The 20,130-nt window shown below is 46.8% G+C and carries 20 protein-coding genes, 1 tRNA gene and 1 pseudogene; 15 read left to right on the top strand and 7 right to left on the bottom strand.

The window, feature by feature from the left end; translation table 11 throughout:
• From ACM64D_RS14995 to ACM64D_RS14980, 4 genes and pseudogenes are all read right to left on the bottom strand, one after another.
• Nucleotides 1-271 (bottom strand): annotated as a pseudogene (locus ACM64D_RS14995) (hypothetical protein); the annotation flags it as partial.
• 13 nt (nucleotides 272-284) lie between these two features.
• A tRNA-Leu gene (locus ACM64D_RS14990) sits at nucleotides 285-370 on the bottom strand.
• A 171-nt stretch (nucleotides 371-541) separates the two neighbouring features.
• Nucleotides 542-1,390 carry a hypothetical protein gene (locus tag ACM64D_RS14985; protein ID WP_415064041.1) on the bottom strand — a complete coding sequence of 283 codons (849 nt, stop codon included), beginning with the start codon at nucleotides 1,388-1,390 and terminating at the stop codon, nucleotides 542-544.
• A 149-nt stretch (nucleotides 1,391-1,539) separates the two neighbouring features.
• Complete coding sequence (locus ACM64D_RS14980; RefSeq protein WP_415064040.1) at nucleotides 1,540-2,442, bottom strand: S1 family peptidase; 903 nt, start codon at nucleotides 2,440-2,442, stop codon at nucleotides 1,540-1,542.
• A 273-nt stretch (nucleotides 2,443-2,715) separates the two neighbouring features.
• Between ACM64D_RS14980 and ACM64D_RS14975 the strand changes: the two genes are divergently transcribed.
• The 12 genes from ACM64D_RS14975 (at nucleotide 2,716) to dut (ending at nucleotide 15,984) form a co-directional block, all read left to right on the top strand.
• Entirely contained in the window at nucleotides 2,716-3,918 is a 1,203-nt protein-coding gene (locus ACM64D_RS14975; RefSeq protein ID WP_415064039.1) for a hypothetical protein, read from the top strand.
• 201 nt (nucleotides 3,919-4,119) lie between these two features.
• Nucleotides 4,120-4,746 (top strand): hypothetical protein, encoded by a 627-nt coding sequence (locus tag ACM64D_RS14970; RefSeq protein WP_415064038.1) that lies wholly within the window; start codon nucleotides 4,120-4,122, stop codon nucleotides 4,744-4,746.
• 1 nt (nucleotide 4,747) lies between these two features.
• Nucleotides 4,748-5,185, top strand: a complete 438-nt coding sequence (locus ACM64D_RS14965; protein ID WP_415064037.1) for a GNAT family N-acetyltransferase — start codon at nucleotides 4,748-4,750, stop codon at nucleotides 5,183-5,185.
• A 235-nt stretch (nucleotides 5,186-5,420) separates the two neighbouring features.
• Complete coding sequence (rimP, locus tag ACM64D_RS14960; protein ID WP_415064036.1) at nucleotides 5,421-5,939, top strand: ribosome maturation factor RimP; 519 nt, start codon at nucleotides 5,421-5,423, stop codon at nucleotides 5,937-5,939.
• Nucleotides 5,940-5,954: 15 nt separating this feature from the next.
• The gene (gene nusA / locus ACM64D_RS14955; RefSeq protein ID WP_415064035.1) at nucleotides 5,955-7,352 is read left to right on the top strand and encodes a transcription termination factor NusA; all 1,398 of its coding nucleotides are present in this window, start codon (nucleotides 5,955-5,957) and stop codon (nucleotides 7,350-7,352) included.
• Between the two features lie 62 nt (nucleotides 7,353-7,414).
• Entirely contained in the window at nucleotides 7,415-10,324 is a 2,910-nt protein-coding gene (gene infB, locus ACM64D_RS14950) for a translation initiation factor IF-2 (RefSeq protein WP_415064034.1), read from the top strand.
• Nucleotides 10,324-10,722, top strand: a complete 399-nt coding sequence (gene rbfA / locus ACM64D_RS14945; protein ID WP_415064033.1) for a 30S ribosome-binding factor RbfA — start codon at nucleotides 10,324-10,326, stop codon at nucleotides 10,720-10,722. The genes infB and rbfA overlap by 1 nt, the downstream gene beginning before the upstream one ends.
• Nucleotides 10,712-11,632, top strand: a complete 921-nt coding sequence (truB, locus tag ACM64D_RS14940) for a tRNA pseudouridine(55) synthase TruB (RefSeq protein ID WP_415064032.1) — start codon at nucleotides 10,712-10,714, stop codon at nucleotides 11,630-11,632. The genes rbfA and truB overlap by 11 nt, the downstream gene beginning before the upstream one ends.
• Nucleotides 11,633-11,761: 129 nt before the next feature.
• Nucleotides 11,762-12,031 (top strand): 30S ribosomal protein S15, encoded by a 270-nt coding sequence (gene rpsO, locus ACM64D_RS14935; RefSeq protein ID WP_415064031.1) that lies wholly within the window; start codon nucleotides 11,762-11,764, stop codon nucleotides 12,029-12,031.
• 107 nt (nucleotides 12,032-12,138) lie between these two features.
• Nucleotides 12,139-14,232 (top strand): polyribonucleotide nucleotidyltransferase, encoded by a 2,094-nt coding sequence (gene pnp / locus ACM64D_RS14930; protein WP_415064030.1) that lies wholly within the window; start codon nucleotides 12,139-12,141, stop codon nucleotides 14,230-14,232.
• 12 nt (nucleotides 14,233-14,244) lie between these two features.
• A complete protein-coding gene (locus tag ACM64D_RS14925; RefSeq protein WP_415064029.1) occupies nucleotides 14,245-15,516 on the top strand; it encodes a M16 family metallopeptidase in 1,272 nt (423 codons plus the stop codon).
• Between the two features lie 18 nt (nucleotides 15,517-15,534).
• The gene (dut, locus tag ACM64D_RS14920) at nucleotides 15,535-15,984 is read left to right on the top strand and encodes a dUTP diphosphatase (protein WP_415064028.1); all 450 of its coding nucleotides are present in this window, start codon (nucleotides 15,535-15,537) and stop codon (nucleotides 15,982-15,984) included.
• 88 nt (nucleotides 15,985-16,072) lie between these two features.
• Here the strand turns inward: dut and ACM64D_RS14915 are convergent, their stop codons facing one another.
• Genes ACM64D_RS14915 through ACM64D_RS14905 form a run of 3 tightly spaced genes read right to left on the bottom strand, consistent with a single transcriptional unit; the run spans nucleotide 16,073 to nucleotide 18,035 of the window.
• Nucleotides 16,073-16,648, bottom strand: a complete 576-nt coding sequence (locus ACM64D_RS14915) for a YIP1 family protein (protein ID WP_415064027.1) — start codon at nucleotides 16,646-16,648, stop codon at nucleotides 16,073-16,075.
• Nucleotides 16,649-16,693: 45 nt separating this feature from the next.
• Complete coding sequence (locus tag ACM64D_RS14910) at nucleotides 16,694-17,368, bottom strand: hypothetical protein (protein WP_415064026.1); 675 nt, start codon at nucleotides 17,366-17,368, stop codon at nucleotides 16,694-16,696.
• A 7-nt stretch (nucleotides 17,369-17,375) separates the two neighbouring features.
• Entirely contained in the window at nucleotides 17,376-18,035 is a 660-nt protein-coding gene (locus ACM64D_RS14905) for a hypothetical protein (protein ID WP_415064025.1), read from the bottom strand.
• Between the two features lie 79 nt (nucleotides 18,036-18,114).
• Between ACM64D_RS14905 and ACM64D_RS14900 the strand changes: the two genes are divergently transcribed.
• Genes ACM64D_RS14900 through ACM64D_RS14890 form a run of 3 tightly spaced genes read left to right on the top strand, consistent with a single transcriptional unit; the run spans nucleotide 18,115 to nucleotide 20,119 of the window.
• Entirely contained in the window at nucleotides 18,115-18,555 is a 441-nt protein-coding gene (locus tag ACM64D_RS14900) for a hypothetical protein (protein ID WP_415064024.1), read from the top strand.
• 45 nt (nucleotides 18,556-18,600) lie between these two features.
• The gene (locus ACM64D_RS14895) at nucleotides 18,601-19,296 is read left to right on the top strand and encodes a polyprenol monophosphomannose synthase (protein WP_415064023.1); all 696 of its coding nucleotides are present in this window, start codon (nucleotides 18,601-18,603) and stop codon (nucleotides 19,294-19,296) included.
• Nucleotides 19,271-20,119 (top strand): SH3 domain-containing protein, encoded by an 849-nt coding sequence (locus tag ACM64D_RS14890; RefSeq protein ID WP_415064022.1) that lies wholly within the window; start codon nucleotides 19,271-19,273, stop codon nucleotides 20,117-20,119. The genes ACM64D_RS14895 and ACM64D_RS14890 overlap by 26 nt, the downstream gene beginning before the upstream one ends.
• Nucleotides 20,120-20,130 lie beyond the last annotated feature (11 nt).

The raw sequence follows: 20,130 nt of genomic DNA, 5'->3' as shown, positions 1-20,130 counted from the left end.
AGTGCTTGTGCTTAAATGATTTTTTGAAATTGCCCACCATGGAGCGAGTAGAACCCGAGTTGATGGAGCCAATGGAGTTTCCGTTCACACTGAAAGCATTGTCAGTTCGTTGACGGAGTAAGCTCGGGTTATAATAGGAAGCGGCCTTGGATTCAGAGAGAGCCACGCCCGAGTTCGCCATCAGTCCTTCATAAAGTCCAATAGGCAAACTTTGCGCTAAGGCGACAGAAGGCAGTAGAAACGAAATAATGATTAAGAAGATGGCTGACATTAGGAAAGCCTTTTGGTGCGGGTGGAGGGACTTGAACCCCCACGGACGTGAATCCAAGAGATTTTGAGTCTCTCGTGGCTACCATTACACCACACCCGCGTAGGGATCTTTTTTAAAGAAAAGGGGGCAAATACTCAAGACCTTTTTTTAAAAAGGAGGTCCTTTCCAGATGAAAACGCGCCGTTTCATAAGGAATGCATGCTTAATAAGCAAGAAGCCCCCGGCCGGAGGAGCCAAGGGCTGGGGAATGAGACATCTTAACGAGAAAGACTATTTTTTAGGTTGGGCGATGAAGGCATCGTCCAAAGTCTTCCAAAGAGCCTTGGTTCGCGGAACAGCGTCTTGCTTGTAGTACCACCAGAAATATCCCCCCACAAAACGAGGGTGAGAGATATTCATGCGATAGTAGCGGTTCACCATGTCGACTTTTTTGGCTGATTTGGTTGTGCCAATTTCACCAAAGCCAATTTTTGAATTTGGAAACATCTGCCCCAATTTATTGAAAACATCTTCCCACTGAGCTTGAGTCGGACGATAGTCATTGCAGTCATCTTCGTAATAGCTGATAAAGACATAATCCAGGTTCTGCTTCATTACCGTCGGAATGTTGGCCGAAGACCAAGCGAACATCTCATTGGCCTTTTTCTCCCAACAGTTGGGATTGTAATACAGAGTTAATGCGGCTTTGTAGTTGCGCGCTTTCACTTTGCTATAGGCCGAATACATTTTCGCAACGGTTTCAGAAGTCGTTCCCAACCACTCGCCATTAATTTCGTTGCCAATTTCCCAGATATTCACTTTGGGACCGAGAGTGTTGAGATACTCATCCACACGCTTGGAGAATGTCGCTTGTGTGTACTGTTTCATGTAAAACGAATCTAAAATCTCTCCCATGATAAAACTGTAGGGGCCAATCTTATTCACGGCATTGACATAGTCAGTGGCGGGGACGAATTCATCAAACACAATACGAGTTGTGGGCTTCACACTATGATAGGCCAGGGCTTCGGCGGTGTATTTGATTCCCGACACGCTGTCGATGGTGACTCCAGAAATTGTTTCAGCAACGGACTGAAGGGAGAAGGCGAAAACAAATGCGCTAACTAAAAGTTTATTCATAAGGCTCCTTCCTTTGAGACCTAGTGGTTGTTTGTTCAACCACTTCTTCGGTCAAAGGAAGGCGAGGCATGAGCACCTCGAAAATATTTGGCCCTAACTAAACTCTGGTTTTATAAATTCCGCAAAAACCTCACACACTTTCTAAAACATTACAGCGCATTTTTCTTTTTCTGAATCCAATCCAGATGTGCTCGCACGTCGGTAAATAAGGCCACGCCATGGCAAGTGCGAGTGTTCTTTTCATCTCGGGTTTTGTTGTCGACGCCCATAGAGGTGATCCCCACCAAGGTAAGACCTCTCTCGGTATTGATATACAAAGGTCCGCCGGAATCCCCTGTGCAGACGCCGTTGTCAGATTGTTCTAAAATAAGAGCGTTCTTTACCGCAACGGTGCTGTCGTTCAGTGCCAGGTGAAATTCTTTTATAAGACGAGATGCCGGCGCGGTTGTAAAGCGCAGGGTTCCAGAATCGGCGCCTTTTTCTGTTGTGGTTCCATAGCCCGTCATCACGAGATTGTCTGACTCGGACGGGGCAAAATCAGATGTCGGAAGCTCTCGCACTTTATATCCTGTGGGAATATCACCTTTGAATTTGAGGATAGCAAGATCATGGGCGGCATTGTCCCAAGATTTGATCCAATAAGAATAGTCTGGATGAATGGCTTCATCCGTAACTAGGCGGAGCGTTCTTTTGGGGGCTTGAGTGAGACAGTTTGAATTGTTGGTAAAAGCGATCACTGTCTTTTTGCCAAAAGGAGAGGTGCAGTGGGCGGCCGTCAAAACTTTGTTGTTATCAATAAGGGTCCCGGTGCAGGTGCTGACTTCGTCTTTATAATCGATATGCAACACCATGACGGTGCTCGCACTGAGGTCGTTGTCGGAGCTAAGAATATCTCCGCCGACAATGCCAAACGATTTTCCCGCGATTTCACAATTTGCGGGTTCGACCTTGAGTTCTTCGCCACCCTTGGCGCCGGGAGAACATGCGGCAAGTGAAGACAGCGCAAGAACCAGAATGCAGGCTCGTTGCCGCAGAAAAGAAGATAACAACATGGAGTCTCCTTATATATAAGGAGTGTTTTTACCAAATCCTTCCATACTCAGGGGCGAAATGGCTCTGCTTTGCAAGAATTTCAGAAACCGTCTTGTAAGTTGTCACAATTGCGTTCAGGGCGGGGTGATGGGTCCGCGCAGGGGGGCTGAGAGATACTTTAGATATCAATAACTTAGACGCCAAGGCCGAAAATCGTCCCTGTTGGCATCAGGCTTGCTCTACGCTTCCAGTGACTAAAAAGGTTTTTGAAACCAGAACCACGAGGAGACTTTATGAAAAAGTATTTCTATATCCTTGCGGCTTTGAGCATTGCGCCCACTTATTCGCTAGCTCAGAGTCTCGAAGGTGATGTTGATGCGGAGCTTGATCAAATGTATTCAAGCCCTCAAGCAGCATCTGTTGCCGCCCCAGCTCCCGCAGCTGGAATCGCAAGCACTGCGCCGGTCAGTGGTCAGCCTATTTATATTTTAAATCAGGCGACTCCCACTTCCACAGCTCAGTTGCAACAATCTCAGATCCAAAAGCAGCCAACAACTGTGATTGAGGCTTCTCCTTTGTCAGAGTCTCGCGCGGAACAAATCCGTCGTGCTCGTCAGGATGCTGAGTTGCAAACAGAACAAAGAATCGTTGAAAAGCTTGAGCAATCTCGTATGGAAGATGAGAAGAAAAGAGCGGGCGTTCTGTTTGGTGATAAATTCAATCAACTAGACAACGGTCAGCAGCAGCAACAAGCTGTTCAACAGCCTGTTTATGCGCAACCTGTTCAAGTTCAACAGGTCGTTGAACCAAAAGAAAATACCAGAGACATCGTTCGCGAAGAAATCGCCGCAGCGATGAAGGTTGAGGAAGAAGCTCCTCTGGCTCCTATTGAAACTAAATATGTTGCGGGAATTTTGGGAATCGGTGATTACCCAGACACTCGCCAAGTTAAAGGGAACTATGCTTTGGGTGTTGGTTTCGGTACTAAGTATGACAACTTCGTGATTGAAGGTTCGTTCTTGTACTCAAACTACACAGTTCAAGGTCAAGGTTATTACACTGGAACTTCGAACTATGGTTATGGCTACGGCTATGGCTACGGTTATGGTGGAACATACGTTCCAGACAGCATCGACGTTCAACAGTATACTGGTTCGTTAGCCGCTAAAGTTCAGTTGTTCAGCGGAATTATCAAGCCTGTATTCGGTGGTGTGGTTTCTTATTCTTACAGAGGATTTTCTTGGGATAACAAGAACCCTTATGGATACGTCAATGACACTAAAGCCAATTCTCATGCTATCGACGTGGGTGCGATCATGGGAGCTGATTTGGAGTTCTCTCCTAAGTATTCTTTAGGTTTGGATTTCAGATATATGTGGAACCTTTCAAGTCGTTTGAATGCTGGGAATTCTTGGATGTCTGGACCTCAGTATGGGACTCCGATTGAAAAGTTGCAGTACTATGTAATGTCTCTTGTCGGACGCGTGAATTTCTAATCTAATGAAATAAGTTAATTAATTCCTCAGTGGTTTCAGACCCCGTCTTAAAAAGGCGGGGTTTGTTTTTGGCGTCCTGCCAAAAACCCCTTCGGGGCTGACGCTAAAAAATGCCATCCTGGCATTTTTTTGTTTTTGGGTGTCTTGCTAAAAACCCCTTCGGGACTGGACTTCGGGTGTTTCCTGGCGCATAGTTTTTTTATGCGATTTCTGCTTTCTTTTTTATTCTCTATTAATGCAAGTGCAGCGACCTTGGTCACGGAAACCGTGGGTCAGGTTGCGGAGCATGTGGTGACCAGTCGGGAAGTGCAGATTTCGATGGTGATTGAGAATCTTCTTTTTCCTCCCAAAGCTTCCTTGAAAGGTCTTTACGAAGTGCGCCCAGGGCAGGCGGATTTCCGCAATGCTGTGACCTCGGTTTTGCTGGAAGCCGTCGTCGCTTTGGAGGCCGAGAACTTTAATGTGGGAACGATCACGGAAGATGAGTTGGCGGCTTCGCTTGCTAAGGTCGAAAAAGCTGTTTCGGGCAAAGCCTACTGGGGAGATCTTGAGGTTTCCCCCGCAGAACTTAAGAAGTTCACGGCTCGAAAGCTGGCGGCGAAAAGCTTTATGAAATTTAAAACCAACTCGATGTCGGGAATTATCACCGATCAAGAGGCGCAGGCTTATTACGAAAAAAACCGTGTGAAGTTCGGCAGTCTTCCTTTTGCTTCCTTTAAGGACAACATCAAGGCTTTCTTGGCTCAGCAACAGTTGGAAGAACGTTTGCGGGCGTGGTTTGAAGTGATTAAGCGTAAATACAAAGTCCGTAACTTTATCTCAGGTTGATATGCAAATCGAAATTCTCTCTAGTTCTCATAAGCCTTCGATGCGTTCTTTGGTGGAGGCCATCCATGCGGAGCAAGGTCTTTTGCCGCAGTTTTATTGGCCCAAGGATCTTTTGGGGGCTGAGATGGCCACCGCCGAAGCCGTCGGAGTGTTTGAAGGGGAGCAGCTGGTGGGTTTTGTGCTGTATCGAGAGTTGCCTCAAGCTTGGGAGATCTCCCTGGTCGCCTGCCACCCTCAATTTCGTCGCCGAGGTTATATGGAGAGGCTCTTTGATCACCTTATCGCCGCAAAGGGTCAGGATCGAGAGTTGTGGTTGGAGGTCCATGAAGAGAACGTTCCAGCTCAAAAACTCTATGAAAAACTTGGGTTTAAGGAAGTTCGTCGGCGTCCTCGGTATTATATGGACGGGGGCACGGCGATTTTGTACACGCGCTCATAAAAGAGGCAGTTTCCCTGAGGGGGATCAAGATAAACCCTTGCATTGGCTGAATTTTTTTGTTAGCTTCAAGTCGTTCTAATGGGCCCAGAAGGCCCATTTTTTTTTGCCCGCGACGGCGGACAGAGTACTCTGGCGTTTGATAAACGCAATTCTGGCGAGAATATGAAGTGAATTTGGACCTCGCGGAACTGGACTCTGTCCAGTCGAAGAGTATGTTATAAAAGGATTGCCTTAGATGTCTGAAACCCCATCTTGGATGGAAAAAGTAGTTACCATGGCCAACGAGGTCGCCGCCCGAGAGGGTTGCCTAATTTACGACTTAGAATTCGTTGGCGCCGGCAAGGGAAGAACCCTTCGCGTATTTATCGACAAAGAAGACGGCAGTATCAGCATCGACGATTGCTCGAATGTTTCTAAAGGACTGAATCTTCTTTTAGACACGGACGATGTCATTCCTGGAGGAGCTTACAATCTGGAGGTTTCGACCCCAGGTTTGGAGCGCCATCTGAAGGTGCCTTGGCACTTTAAAAAAGCAGTGGGCAAAAAAGTGTACATCAAAACCTCTAAAGCCTTAGAGAGTGTTGGCGTCACGGATAAGAAGTGGAAAGCCGCAAAGACCGTTGAACAGGTTTTGGAATCAGCGGACGACAGTGGTGTTCGTTTTGTAGTTGATGACGTAGAGATTCAAATTCCCTACGCGTTGATCGACAAGGCGAAAGTGGTATTTGATTTTACTAAAGGTCAAAAAAAGTAACGAGAGAGGAAAGTCATGGCTGAAAATGTGTTTTCAGATCTTTCTAAAGTGATTGATCAGGTCGGAAAAGACAAAGGAATCGATAAGCAAGTTGTTATCGATGCAATCACTCAAGGTATGCTAGTCGCTGCCCGTAAAAAATACGGCACTTATCGTGAGATCGAAGCGGCATACAATGAAGATACTGGTGAAGTGGAACTTTTTGAGTTCAAAGAAGTCGTTCCTCGTGAAAAATTCATCGATGAAGAAGTAGAGATTCCTTACGACGAAGCGCAAAAGTTGGATCCGAATGTTCAGCTTGATGACTCTATCGGTATTAAGTTGGAAGCTTCTGACTTGGGCCGTATTGCTGCGCAAACAGCAAAGCAAATCATCATGCAGAAAGTGCGTGATGCTGAACGCAACATCATCTTCAATGAGTTTGAAGAAAGAAAAGGCGAGATCGCTTCCGGTATCGCTCGTCGCGTGGAAAAAGGTGCAATTGTTGTCGATTTGGGACGTACCGAAGCGTACATTCCTCCTCGTGAGCAAATCCCTGGCGAACAGTATAAGCCTGGTGATCGCATTCAAGGTTATTTGTCAGAAGTTCGTCAAACAACTCGTGGACCTCAAATTATCATGTCTCGTGCAGACGAGCGTTATTTGATGAAGCTTTTTGAAATGGAAGTTCCTGAGATCTATGACGGCGTGGTTGAGATCATGGCGGCGGCTCGTGAGCCAGGCCAGCGTGCAAAGATCGCGGTTCGTTCTAAAGACAATTCTGTAGACCCCGTGGGCGCGTGCGTGGGGATGAAAGGTTCTCGCGTACAAAATATCGTTCAAGAGCTTCGCGGCGAGAAAATTGATATCGTTCCTTGGGACGAAGACATCACTCGTTTTGCATGTAACGCCTTGGCGCCAGCGGAAATCTCTCGCGTATTCCTTGATGATGCGAATCGTGAAATGGAAATCGTTGTTCCTGATTCTCAGTTGAGCTTGGCAATCGGTAAACGTGGTCAAAACGTGCGTTTGGCGGCGAAACTGACAACTTGGAAGTTGGACATTATTTCTGAAACTTCAGCGGCATCTCGTACTGCGGAATCCATCTTTAATTTGATGTTGATCCCCGGCATGAGCGAAACAATGGCGCAAAATATTTTCCAATCAGGATTTGGTTCATTCCAAGCGGTGGCATCAGCGTCTGTTGAAGAGTTGATGACGATTCCGGGTTACGATGATCCAGACAAGGCCGAAAAGCTTGCTAAAGAAGCAAAGGCTTTGGTGGCGAAATATGAAGCTGACGGTGTGCCTGTGCCAACAGCGCCTACTGTGGCTAAAGACAATAAATCAAATGTGTCTGCAAAAGAACAAGCAGACCTGCTTTTGAAGCAAGAGTTGAAAAAACTTGATGCTCAGGAAGCGGACGAAGAATAGATACACAAACTCCGACATTGTCGGAGTCGTTTTTTGGATAGAGAACAACACAGGGAGACTGAGTGAGTAATCCAAAGGTTTTTGAGTTTGCAAAAGAGATCGGGATGACCCCGCTAGCCCTCATGGATAAGATCCGTGAATGGCATTTGCCAGTAAAGAGTCACATGGCGGAGTTAGACCCCGATGTTCTAGAGCAAATTAAAATTAAACTCAGCGGCGGGGAAGCCCCCGTTCAAGAGGCGAAGCCGAAAAAGGCAGCAACTCGTAAAGCAGCACCAAAGAAGGCGGCAGCGCCTGCGGAAGTTGAAGCTGCGGCGTCAGCGCCAGCGAAAGCTCCTGTGATTCGCCGTAAAAAGGAAGAGGAAGCTCCGAAGGTCGCGAAGATCGTTTCCAAACCGGAAGTGACTGAGGCGGAAGAGGCGGCTCCTGCGAAAACGACTCGCGTTGTTGTGAAGAAGACGGCTCCAGTGAAGGAAGAAGAAGTTGAAGCGGATCTAGAAGCTCCAACTCCTGTTGTGGAAGAAAAAGTCGCGGCAAAAGTTATTAAAGAAGAAGTTGCCGCTCCTGTAGAAGTAAAAGTTAAACCTGAACCAATCGTAGCAAAAGAAACTCCCGCAGCGCCGGCTCCCGAGCCCACCGCTCCTGTAGTGCCTCAAGCACGTAAAAAAGAGGTCGTAGTGGGCACAAGTGGTGTAGCGAGTTCTTCAACTCCAGCTACAACAGTTAAAAGAAATATTATCGGTCGCATGGACCTTTCGCGCGTGCAGTCTCAAGCTCCACAGCGTCAAGAGCGTCCACAGAGTGGATACACCAGAACCGGTGGATTCCAAGGTGGAGACCGTCAACAAGGTGAGCGTCCGCAAGGTGGTGGATTTGCTCCTCGTCCTGGTGGATTTAACAGACCTTCAGGTGGGGCTCCCACACGTAATATCCGTACTGGATTTGTTGCGTCAGCTCCTCCAGAGCCAATGCCGGATGTTGGTGGTGAGTTTAAGAAGGATTTCGACAGACGTAAGAAGGTGACTGGCGTAAGTGTTGGTCCGGCTGTTCGTGAGAAAGAAAAAGAGAAGGAAGAAGAAGTACAAGTCTTCAACCCGGTGGAATTCCGTAAGCGTGAGATGGTTTTCCAGCCGAAAAAGAAAAAAGGTCTTTTGGACCGTGAGGCTATGAAAACTCAGATTACAACACCTTCGGCACACAAACGTGTGGTGAAAGTGAATAGCACGATGAAGCTCAGTGACTTGGCGATGGAGATGGGCTTGAAAGCTCCTCAACTCGTGAAAGTTCTTATGCAGAATGGTGTTATGGCCAACATGAACACAGATCTTGATTTCGATACGATTGCACTGATCGTTCCTGAGTTCGGTTGGGAAGCACAAAACGTATTTAAGACGGCCGATGCTGTTGCGGAAGAAACCGCTTTCGGTGATTTGGCGGCGGAAGCAATCATTCGTCCTCCGGTTGTGACTGTCATGGGTCACGTTGACCACGGTAAGACCTCTTTGTTGGATGCGATTCGCAATGCGGATGTGGCAGCAGGGGAAGCGGGTGGTATCACTCAGCACATTGGTGCCTACAGCGTGAAATTGGAAGATGGTCATTTGATTACTTTCTTGGATACTCCGGGCCACGAAGCCTTTACGGCTATGCGTGCTCGTGGAGCCAATGCCACTGACATCGCGATCATCGTGGTGGCGGCGGATGATGGTATGATGCCTCAAACTCAAGAGGCGATTAACCATGCGAAAGCGGCGGGCGTACCAATCATCGTGGCAGTGAATAAGATGGATAAGCCAGGTGCGAATCCAGAGCGTATTAAGCAACAATTGACAGAGCTTGAAATCGTTCCGGAAGAATGGGGTGGAAACACAATCTTCTGTGAAGTTTCAGCGATGAAGAAAACCGGTATTAAAGAGCTTCTTGAGCAAGTGAAACTTCTTGCTGAAGTTGCTGAGCTGAAAGCCAATCCAAAACGTTCCGGCACAGGTATTGTGATCGAAGCGAAGATGGAAAAAGGCAAAGGACCTGTCGCGACTCTTCTTGTTAAAGATGGAACAGTCGAAGTCGGTCAATACATCGTAGCGGGAACCATGAAGGGACGCGTTCGTTCTTTGGTGAACGACAAGGGCGAAAGAATTCAATCCGTCGGACCTGGTTTGCCAGCCGAAGTATTGGGTCTTGAGGCCGTGCCTGCAGCGGGTGATAAGTTCGACATCGTTAAAGATGAAGACACTGCAAACGAAGTATCTACTTTAAGAAAAGAACAAGCTGAAAAAGCAGCGGCGGCTCCGGCGGCGAAAATGTCTTTGGAAGATATCTTCGCGAAGGTGAAGTCGGGCGATGTGAAAGAGTTGGCTTTGGTGTTGAAAGCGGACGTGCATGGATCTCTTGAGGCCATCAATGGAATGCTTTCAAAACTTTCTACCAGCGAAGTGAAGGCGAAGGTTATTCACTCTGCGGTGGGCGGTATTAATGAAGGGGACGTGGTCTTGGCTCATACAGCTAAGGGTATTGTTCTTGGCTTTAACGTGCGTCCTGATTTGGGTGCGCAGGCGAAAGCAAAACAACTGGGCGTTGATATCCGTACCTACTCTATTGTTTACGAATTGATCGATCAGATGAAAGCGGCGATGGCCGGTCTTCTTAGCCCTGATGTGGTGGAAGAAGTTATGGGTCGCGTGGAAGTTCGTAATACCTTCAACGTACCTAAAGTGGGCACGATTGCAGGTTGCTTCGTGATCGACGGTAAGATCCAGCGTAACAACATGATCCGTCTACTTCGTGAGAACAAGATTGTTTACGAAGGTAAGATCGCTTCATTGAAACGTTTCAAAGACGACGCCAAAGAAGTGGCTTCTGGCTACGAGTGCGGTATCGGCATTGAAAACTACAACGACGTTAAAGTCGGCGATATGATGGAAGCTTACGTGAAAAAAGAAATCGCACGTGAGTTGGGTGCGGGAGATAAATAATGAAAAACATGGGTGATGGGCGCCGAGTTGCTCGCGTAGAAAGAGAAATTCAAGCGACTATTGCTCAGTTTTTGATCCGTGGTTTTAAGGTGCCGTTGCCAGGTTTGGTAACGGTGGCGCAAGTGAAGATGCCAGCGGATCTTCGTGCTGCGAAAGTTTATGTCAGCGTTTTAGGTTCCGAAGCCCAGCAAGAAGAGGCTTTGGAGCTTTTGCAAGAAAGAGCTTTTGAGATTCAAAACTACATCGGTAAAGAACTCAAAATGCGTTATTGTCCTAAATTGACGTTCTATCCTGATCACACGACAGAACAGGTTTTAAAGGTAGAAAAGATCCTTCAAGAGCTTGATCAAGAACGAAAGCAAAAAGGCGAAAGTTCTAACGAATCTGATGACGAATAATACACAATTTCACGGTCTTCTGTTGGTGGACAAACCTTCAGGGATTTCCAGTCATGATGTGGTGGCGAGGCTTCGCCGTATTCTTGGAACGAAGGCCGTGGGGCATTCGGGGACCTTGGATCCGATGGCGTCGGGTTTGATGGCCTGTCTGATCAATGAAGGCACCAAACTCAGTCAGTATATTCTTGAAGGTGACAAGGGGTATCGAGTTCGAGCTCAACTGGGGGTTCGCACGGACACTTTGGACACCACCGGAGAAATCTTAGAGCAGAAGCCCGTCGACGTGTCCCGAGTGCGTATTTTAGAGGAAGCTTTGAAGATCCAAGGGGAAATGGAGCTGGAAGTTCCGATTTACTCCGCGATCAAGGTTCAGGGCAAAAAACTCTATGAATATGCCCGCGGAGAACAGGAAGTCGCGGTTCCTAAAAAGCTCATGAAGTTCTGGGATGTGACGCCGGTTGAAGTCGGCCCGGATTGGGCTGAGTTTGACATCAAGTGCACCAAGGGCAGTTACATCCGCACTTGGGTGGACCTCCTGGGGAAGGCCTTGGGGTGTGGGGCGGCGATGAGTGCCTTGCGTAGAACCTGGTCGGCTCCCTATCTTTTGCCTCAGGCGCAGACTTTGGAGGCTATTGAATCTTCGGTCAAGCAGGGGGCGGTATGCTCTGCCTTTGTGCCTATGGAATTGGCATTGCCTCAAATCAAAAGAATTCGCGTAAAAGGGCAAGGTCGGGTGCTTTTAGGGAATGGCCAGATCAGCCATGACCTTCGCTCTCAGCTTATTACGGCTTTTAAGCCTTCTGAGGATCAATATGTTCAAATATTGGCCCAGGAGGGGGGACAGCTTTTGGCGTTGGTAGGTCTAGAGTCTGGAAAGGGCTTTGTCCTTCGCCGGGTCTTCAAATACTAGGGCCTTGACCGGCCTCAGGGAACGGGTTAGAACCTTAAAACTTAATAAAACTCTACAGATCGACAGCCATGACGACTGCAAGGGTTTGGATACTAAAAAACAGAAAAATTTAAAATAAAGGAGACTTTAATGGCGGTCACTAAAGAGAACAAAACTCAAATCGTTAAAAAATTCAAAACAGCAGATCTTGATACTGGATCTCCAGAAGTTCAAGTCGCTATTCTTACTGCTAAAATCAATGATTTGACAGTTCACTTCTCTACTCACAAGAAAGATCATCACGGTCGCCGTGGTCTTGTGACTATGGTTAATAAAAGAAGAAAACTTTTGGACTATCTACATCGTAAAGATGTGAAACGTTACCAAGACCTTATCAAGGCTCTTGATATCCGTAAGTAATATCGAATTCCTGAAGGGGCGAAAAGCCCCTTCAAGCTTTTTACCCCATGAGGGGAAACTTCCACCAGCAAGGCATAAGGCCTTGTGACAAAATTCAAGGAGATTTAATGAAAACGACTGTAACTACATCGGTGGGCGGAAAACAAATCACCATCGAAACAGGCCGTTTGGCAAAACAAGCAGATGGATCTGTGCTTGTCTCTAGTGGTAACAACATTGTTCTTGTTACTGCGGTGTCGTCAAAAAAAGCATCAGAACTTGATTTCTTTCCTCTGACTGTTGAATACATCGAGAAGTTCTATGCAACTGGAAAAATTCCTGGTGGCTACTTCAAACGTGAAGGTAAGCCGACAAATGATGCTGTTTTGACAGCGCGTTTGATTGACCGTCCGATTCGTCCCTCTTTCCCTGAAGGATATAGATACGAAACACAAGTCGTGGCGACGGTTTTGTCTGCAGATGGTGCATTCCCTCTTGAGATTCTTGCGAGTCTTGGTGCTTCTGCGGCTCTTCATCTTTCTGATATTCCGTTTAACGGCCCGACGGCAGCGATCCAAGTGGGTCGTGTTGATGGTCAGTTCGTGGCGAATCCAACTCCTCAACAAATGGAAAAGTCCGACATGGACGTTATCGTTGCGGGAACTCGCAACGGTCTTTTGATGGTGGAAGGTGAAACAAGATTTATCTCTGAAGCGGACGTATTGGCGGCGTTGAAATTCGGTCACCAATCCATGATGCCTCTTTTGAATGCTCAAGATGAATTGCGTGAGAAGGCGGGCTCTAAGGCCAAACGTGCCTTCACGCCTCCAGCAATTGATGCGGATTTCAAAACGAAAGCCGAGGCTTTGTTGAAGTCTAAGATCGCTGCAGCTTTGTCCATCAAAGAAAAACAAGAGCGTTATGCGACGGCAGCTTTGGCTCAGGCAGAAGCGGAAAAAACTCTTCTAGCTGATATTGCTGACAAAGATTTGTTGAAGCAACGTAAGAAAGATATTGCAACGATCGTTGAAGAACTCAAATACCACGAAGCTCGTACCATGATTTTGGACAGAGCGGTTCGTATCGATGGCCGTGACGTGAAAACAGTCCGTCCTATCGCGAACGAAGTGGGATTGTTGCCACGTGCTCACGGTTCAGGTCTTTTCACTCGCGGTGAAACGCAAGTTTTGGGAACTGTGACTTTGGGAACGGGTGATGATGAACAAATGGTTGACGCTCTTTTGGGAACTCAAAAGCGTAAGTTCATGCTTCACTACAACTTCCCTCCATACTCTGTAGGTGAAGTGGGCCGTTTCGGTGGTCAAGGTCGTCGTGAAATCGGTCACGGAAACTTGGCAGAGCGCGCGTTGAAAGCGGTTCTTCCTGATCATGAGAAATTCCCATACACAATCCGTGTTGTTTCTGAAGTTCTTGAGTCCAACGGTTCTTCTTCTATGGGCACAGTGTGCTCAGGCACGATGGCAATGTTGGATGCAGGTGTTCCTTTGAAAGGGAACGTTGCGGGTATCGCCATGGGTCTGATTAAAGAGGGCGACCGTGTCGCTGTCTTGACGGATATCTTGGGTGACGAAGATCACTTGGGTGATATGGACTTTAAAGTTGCTGGAACAACTCAAGGTATCACTGCTCTGCAAATGGATATCAAGATTGACTCTGTTTCTTTCGAGGTGATGGAGCAAGCTTTGGCGCAAGCTAAAGAGGGCCGCAGTCATATCCTGAATGAGATGGAAAAAGTGATGAAGACTCCTCGTGGACAGATTTCTGAATTTGCTCCTCGTATTGAGACTATCAAAATTAAGCCAGATAAGATCCGCGAAGTGATCGGTTCTGGTGGTAAAGTGATCCGTGGTATCACGGAAGCAACAGGTGTGAAGATTGAGATCGAAGATGACGGTACAATCCACATCGCTTCTGCGGACCCTGAAGCTACCAAAAAAGCTATTGCGATGATCAATGACATCATTGCGGAAGCTGAAGTTGGCAAAACATACAAAGGCCGCGTTGTGAAGATTGCGGAATTTGGTGCTTTCGTTGAAATCTTGCCGAACACCCAAGGTCTTTTGCACATCTCTGAAATCGCTAACGAAAGAGTGCGCGCTGTTACAGACGTACTTAAAGAAGGCGAAGTGATTGATGTTAAAGTTCTTGAAGTAGACCGTGCAGGACGCATTAAGCTTTCTCGTAAAGCTTTGCTTCAGTAGGCTTCAATTTCAGTGACAAACACAAAGTTCAAAAAATCTGAACTTTCTAACGGGATCCGGGTGGTGAGTGAACTTCATCCAGGGTCCCGTGCCGTTTCAATCAGTATCTGGGTTTTGACCGGGACTCGAGATGAAACTCCTGAAGTCGCGGGGATCTCGCACCTTTTAGAGCATCTCGTTTTCAAAGGAACTAAAACCCGTTCAGCTTATCAAATCGCCAAGTCTTTAGAGGCTCTCGGCGGCGATCTGAATGCCTACACGACACGCGAATACACTTGTTACCACGCCATGGTTTTGAAAGATCATTGGGAGAAGGCTCTTGATGTTCTTTCGGATTTAGTTTCGAACATGCACCTGAATAAGAAAGAGTTTGGACTTGAAAAGGGCGTGATCTTGCAAGAGATCGCCATGTCCGAAGATAGCCACGAAGAACTTATCTATGACATTTTCTATGAGCAGGTGTACGGATCGCATCCTTTGGCGCGCTCTATTTTGGGCACACCTAAGTCCATCGCGTTGATGAAGCAAAATCAGGTGATGGATTATTATAAAAAGACTTACTCAGGCGGAAATATCATCATTAGTGCTGCCGGGTGTTTGGATCATGATGAGTTGATGTCGGGAATCGAAAAACGTCTTGGCGCCAAAAAGAAAATGGCTCTGAAGAATGCTCGCAAATATCCACGATGGTTGAAACGTCGCCACGTGGTTGAAAAGCAGGCTGAACAAGTTCATATGCTCTTGGGGTTCCCGACGGCGAGCTTTAAAGACAAACATCGCTTTGAAGCAGTGATCACGAACACGCTCTTGGGCGGCGGCATGACCTCTAAACTTTACCAGAGTGTTCGAGAAAAAAAGGGTTTGGTTTATGCCATTCACTCCAGTCTGAACACCCATATTGATTCGGGGATGTTGACGATTTATGCCGGGACCGAAGTTAAGAACGCTAAAAAAGTCGGCGATTTGATTTCCAAAGAATTTCAAAAGATCCGCAAGCAGGGTGTGACGAAACACGACGTGGAAATGTTTAAAACACAAGTGATTGGCAGCATTTTGTTGGGCTCTGACGATATTGAAAATCGTATGACCTCTTTGGCTGTGAATGAAATTGTTTTTGGCCGTTATAGATCTGTGGAATCCGTTATTGAAGAGATTAAAGAAGTCTCTGTGGATTCCGTGAATCACTATATCCGTCATGAGCTTGATTTAGACAAAGCTTCGGGAGTCCTCTTGGGGCCGGGAGTGAATGAACTCAAGCCATGGTGGGATGAATTATCTTTATAACTTTTCGAGGAGTGCATTATGAATAAACTGACAGTAAAAGTTAAAAAACTTGAGAACTTCCATGGTGATCTTCCTCAATATCAGTCGATGGGGGCAAGTGGCTTTGATGTGCGCGCGCAACTGGCCGGACCTGTTGTTTTGAATCCTGGAGAAAGAGCTTTGATTCCGACGGGATTGTCCTTTGAGATTCCTCTTGGATATGAGATTCAAGCTCGTCCGCGCAGTGGGTGGGCGGCGAAAAGTGGTCTTACGGTGTTGAATACACCGGGCACCATTGATGCTGACTATCGTGGCGAAGTAAAAATCATTGTTATCAATCTCGGCAACGAAGCCGTCACAATCAATGATCAAGAGCGCTGCGCTCAGTTGGTGATTGCTCCCGTCCTGCAAGCTCAATTTGAAGTCGTCAATGAATTGGGATCCACCGAGCGTGGTGCGGGTGGGTTTGGCTCGACAGGAAGAGCTTAATCCTAGAAGGGTTTTGATCTCTAGAGAGAATAAAAAAAAGCCAAGTCCGAAGGGGCTTGGCTTTTTTATTTTTTAGATGGGCTGTATGTTACCCAAGTCTCTCTAATCTTGAAATATCGATTCGATTCCATAGCCAGATAATAAAGACGATGGCAAAGAGAATGGTGACTAATCTCAAAGCGCGGCGTTTATCCATTTGGAAGTTTTCGGTAAGCCCCACCGCCATCAAAAGAGCGGTAAAGGCAAATCCCACAAGAGTGATCGGAGGGATCATCTCAGAGCCCACTTGGAAAATAAAAAACGGGACGTTCGCGAACAAGATCAGGGTAAAGATCTTTCGTAGCGAGCAGGTTCTTTTTTCGAAGACCTGAAAATAATAATAAATGAACAAGGCACCGATAGTGGTGGTTACGACTCCGACGATCGGAGAGATAATGATGCCGCCCATGATGCGGAAAAAGTTCGGAGGGACAAGTCCCGTTAAAATACCTGAGCCCATGGACAAAACAATCAAAGTGATCACAAGAACGGTCCAATTCCAATCGGGCAGCGATTTGATCTTTTCCACGGGATGGCGAAGGTAGTTCACGATATAACGGAACACTTCTTTGGCGGTTTCGTATTGGGGGGCATTCTTTGGAGTCACGTCTCTGTAGTCGCTCATATGATTCTATTGCACCACTGACTTTGGTCATAAGCAACTAGGAATTTAGAGGGGCACGTCTTCTCGTAAATCCATTTCTGCAAGGGTTTGGGCGCGTTCTAAGAGAAGAAGGCTGTTCGTCAGAGCGTTGTCCTCACTGGCTCCGAGTGTGCTTAAGGAGGGGAGTTGGGATCTTTTGGTGAGGATTTTATGAAGCTGATAGGACAGCTTCAGGAAGAGGGAGGCCTTCTTTGACAGAGGAAACTCCACAGGCATTGAGGGAACGGGAAGTGACGAAAGTTTGAAGTTTGAACTCTTTGTATCTGCGTCCATAAGCTCAGTCAGACTGATGATAGAGTGGGGCTTCTTATGGCGGATACAGTCTTCGAGTTCCTCCAGAGTTGGCAGATCAAGAAAAAGATGAAAACGCCGTTGGTGCTGCTCTTGTTGGGCCAAAAAGTATTCAAAACGTTCTTTTCTTTCCTGAGAGTTATTCCAAGGCAGATGGAGGGTGAAAACCTCATAGCCATGTTCGGCCAAAAATGACGTATAGAGGTTCCAATAAGAACTAAAATAGAAAATGGATCGAGGGCCGGTGACGAACAAAAGCGGCCAGCGGGTCAATAGGCAGTTCGGTTTAAGTTCAAAGGGGATGTCCTTGCGGGATCTTGCTCTATTGGAAAATATCGCAAGACCCAAGGTAAAAACGACGAGACAAAGGATGAATAAAATAACGTCCACTTCTCGATTATAAAGAAGTGTTCAGTCGAAATGCAAAGTCAAACGAGTTCTTATCGGCAGTGCGGTTGACGACGGCCGTGCGAGCACTGACCTCGGCTCCTAAGGAAAGATTTTTATGAACTTGGGCCATAAAACCCGTAGAGACAACTAAAGAAGGAGTGGTGTCATCCACATTGATGTTTCGAGTGGGATCTGAGAACTTCAGGAAACGATTTGAAAGGCCTGAGCTGATGGAGTAGGCCCAGATGCTTTCGAGCTTGTTGGTATATCCCAACTTCAAATCAAATTCTCGCAAGGTCATCTCTTCAGAGCCTGAAGAAGTGAGTCCGTAGTTTCGGAAGACTCCTTCGGAGTACCAGTTCGGAGAAAAAAGATCCATTCCTAGAGAGAGTTGGATGCCATTGGCGTGGCGATTGAAATTTTGTTTTTCGGCGGCGATGTTCGTAAAGGAATTCACATAGCCGATTCCCGCATGCAGGCGCACTTCATCGAAAGAGCTGCTTTGTTTCTGGGTCAGATTCTTCTTTTTAGCGCTTAATTCGTTGAGGAGATCGTCATAACTGACCTCTTGATAGTCGGCGGACTCATTTGCAGCCTGGACCAAGGTTGGGGCCGTAAAGAGAGAGAAAGCGATCAAAACGAATTGGATTGTTTTAACTGTTTGCATGTCTTGATTCTAGCAAGACTTTGTCACTTTTCATAAAATCATCTTTCGTTCTAGACCTCATTTTTGGCAAACTAAGAGTATGTTTTCTTTTTTTCATAAACGTCACAACTGCTTCTGCGCCTTCTGTAAAACCCCACGGCGTATTTATCGTAAGAAAAACATTTCGTTTATGAATCTTATCGCCAGTGCGCTGGCGTCAGTGGTGCTGATGTTCGCAATCTGGCAGCAGTACGATCCGCGTGTGATGATTGTTTTTGTTGTGTGTTTGGCGATTTCAGAAGTCTTCGTCAAGATTCGCTGGAGACTTTCTGTCGTGTGCCGTCAGTGTGGCTTTGATCCCGTGCTTTATTTGAAGCAGCCCGAAGCGGCCGCTCAGAAGGTTAAAGAGCAGTTGGAGGCGCGGAAGCAAGATCCTAAGTATCTTTTGGCTAAGCCGCTTAATTTGCCTGCGATTCCTGCGGAAAAAGCGAAGGCTCTTCAAGATAAGGGAAAAGGGCGTTTGGTCTCTCGGTCTATATGATCTAATGATTGCCATCACGGCCCCTTTGTGACAATTTAAGGGGGCATGAAAACACTGATCGTGATCCCTACCTACAACGAAAAAGAAAACATTCAGGCGATTGTGCCTGCTGTTTTTGCACAAAATCTTGGCGTTGAAATTTTGGTTGTTGATGATAACTCTCCAGATGGGACCGGGGCCATTGTTCGTGAAATGCAAAAGAACCTTCCACAGCTTCATTTGTTGTCTCGTCCCGGCAAGCAGGGCTTGGGTAAGGCTTATATCGCAGGTTTCCGTTGGGGAATGGATCATGGTTTTGACGCTATCACGGAAATGGATGCTGATTTTTCCCATCGTCCTGAAGACCTAGGGCCTTTGCTTAAAAAGCTTGAGACCCATGATTTTGCAGTGGGCTCTCGTTATGTTGAAGGTGGGCGCACGGTGAACTGGGGACTTTTGCGTAAGATCATCTCTCGGGGTGGCGGGATTTATGCACGTTTGATTTTAGGTTTTCCACTGAATGATTGGACCGGAGGTTTTAATGCCTGGAAGAAGGAAGTTCTTCACGGCATCGACCTCTCCACTGTCGAATCCAACGGCTATAGTTTTCAAATCGAGCTCAAGTACAAAGCATTGAAAAAGGGCTTCAAAGGGGCCGAGTCTCCCATTGTTTTTGAAGATCGCCGCGTCGGCCAAAGCAAGATGTCCCTGAAGATTGTCATTGAGGCTTTCTATCGTGTTTGGCTTATGCGTTTTAAATAGAGGGCTCTTCGTCCTTCTTATTTCTCTCCTATTTCCTTTAATTACTTGGGCGCAAGCTCAACAGGCTACGATCATTCAAGACGGTGCCTTGATTTATCAGGACGCGGACTTTGATGCTCCGGTGATCGATACTTTGAAGCGGGGACAAGTTCACAGTATTTCAAAAGGAAAAAAAGGTCCCTTTTATAAGATTCGCGTGAAGCCAGGAATAGTGGGATGGATTGCAGATACCGATATTAGATTGGGCGTTGTGAAGATTGCTCCGACAGAGAAAAGCGAGGGCCGTCTTGATAAAAAAGAGACGCGTAAAAAACCGTTCTTTGCCACTCGTTATCGGGGACCTACTTTGGATTTTATCAATTATACCGAAGATACTTTGGGGCAAGAGCGTTCGGAGTTCATGACTTTCTTTGGTGTGAAGTTTAACGGCTACAACACCTTGTTCGACGGCGAGATCTACACGGACGGCAATATTCTTTTTTCTTTTACTGCTCCGAAATACTACTCTGATGTGACAAAGAAAAGTGCGGATGGCTTTATTGTGATGGCCGACTTTTTGATGCAAACCGTTTTACCACAAAGTAAAACCATGCTTTTCTATTATGGCTTTGGGCCGATGTTTAAGTACTCTCACTTCACCATTGAGGTCCCCAGCGGTGCAAAGTCCGTAAGTTATGCCGCAGATGACATGACTTTGGGGGCTCTTTTTGATCTGGGGCTTGCCTTTCGCTTTGACCGACTTTCTGTCAGAGCCGACGCTAAATACTACTGGGAACGAACCAGATACTATGGTTTTGGCCTGAATCTGGGCTGGGAATTTTAGTCGTCATAAAA

This window comes from Bdellovibrio sp., from assembly GCF_047637665.1.
GTDB lineage: Bacteria > Bdellovibrionota > Bdellovibrionia > Bdellovibrionales > Bdellovibrionaceae > Bdellovibrio.
This window is presented reverse-complemented; position numbering and strand designations above follow the sequence as displayed.

Coding starts and splice junctions, on each gene's coding strand:
- ACM64D_RS14985 (WP_415064041.1), bottom strand. CDS start 1,390: ATGAATAAACTTTTAGTTAGCGCATTTGTTTTCGCCTTCTCCCTTCAG.
- ACM64D_RS14980 (WP_415064040.1), bottom strand. CDS start 2,442: ATGTTGTTATCTTCTTTTCTGCGGCAACGAGCCTGCATTCTGGTTCTT.
- ACM64D_RS14975 (WP_415064039.1), top strand. CDS start 2,716: ATGAAAAAGTATTTCTATATCCTTGCGGCTTTGAGCATTGCGCCCACT.
- ACM64D_RS14970 (WP_415064038.1), top strand. CDS start 4,120: ATGCGATTTCTGCTTTCTTTTTTATTCTCTATTAATGCAAGTGCAGCG.
- ACM64D_RS14965 (WP_415064037.1), top strand. CDS start 4,748: ATGCAAATCGAAATTCTCTCTAGTTCTCATAAGCCTTCGATGCGTTCT.
- rimP (WP_415064036.1), top strand. CDS start 5,421: ATGTCTGAAACCCCATCTTGGATGGAAAAAGTAGTTACCATGGCCAAC.
- nusA (WP_415064035.1), top strand. CDS start 5,955: ATGGCTGAAAATGTGTTTTCAGATCTTTCTAAAGTGATTGATCAGGTC.
- rbfA (WP_415064033.1), top strand. CDS start 10,324: ATGAAAAACATGGGTGATGGGCGCCGAGTTGCTCGCGTAGAAAGAGAA.
- truB (WP_415064032.1), top strand. CDS start 10,712: ATGACGAATAATACACAATTTCACGGTCTTCTGTTGGTGGACAAACCT.
- rpsO (WP_415064031.1), top strand. CDS start 11,762: ATGGCGGTCACTAAAGAGAACAAAACTCAAATCGTTAAAAAATTCAAA.
- pnp (WP_415064030.1), top strand. CDS start 12,139: ATGAAAACGACTGTAACTACATCGGTGGGCGGAAAACAAATCACCATC.
- dut (WP_415064028.1), top strand. CDS start 15,535: ATGAATAAACTGACAGTAAAAGTTAAAAAACTTGAGAACTTCCATGGT.
- ACM64D_RS14915 (WP_415064027.1), bottom strand. CDS start 16,648: ATGAGCGACTACAGAGACGTGACTCCAAAGAATGCCCCCCAATACGAA.
- ACM64D_RS14905 (WP_415064025.1), bottom strand. CDS start 18,035: ATGCAAACAGTTAAAACAATCCAATTCGTTTTGATCGCTTTCTCTCTC.
- ACM64D_RS14900 (WP_415064024.1), top strand. CDS start 18,115: ATGTTTTCTTTTTTTCATAAACGTCACAACTGCTTCTGCGCCTTCTGT.
- ACM64D_RS14895 (WP_415064023.1), top strand. CDS start 18,601: ATGAAAACACTGATCGTGATCCCTACCTACAACGAAAAAGAAAACATT.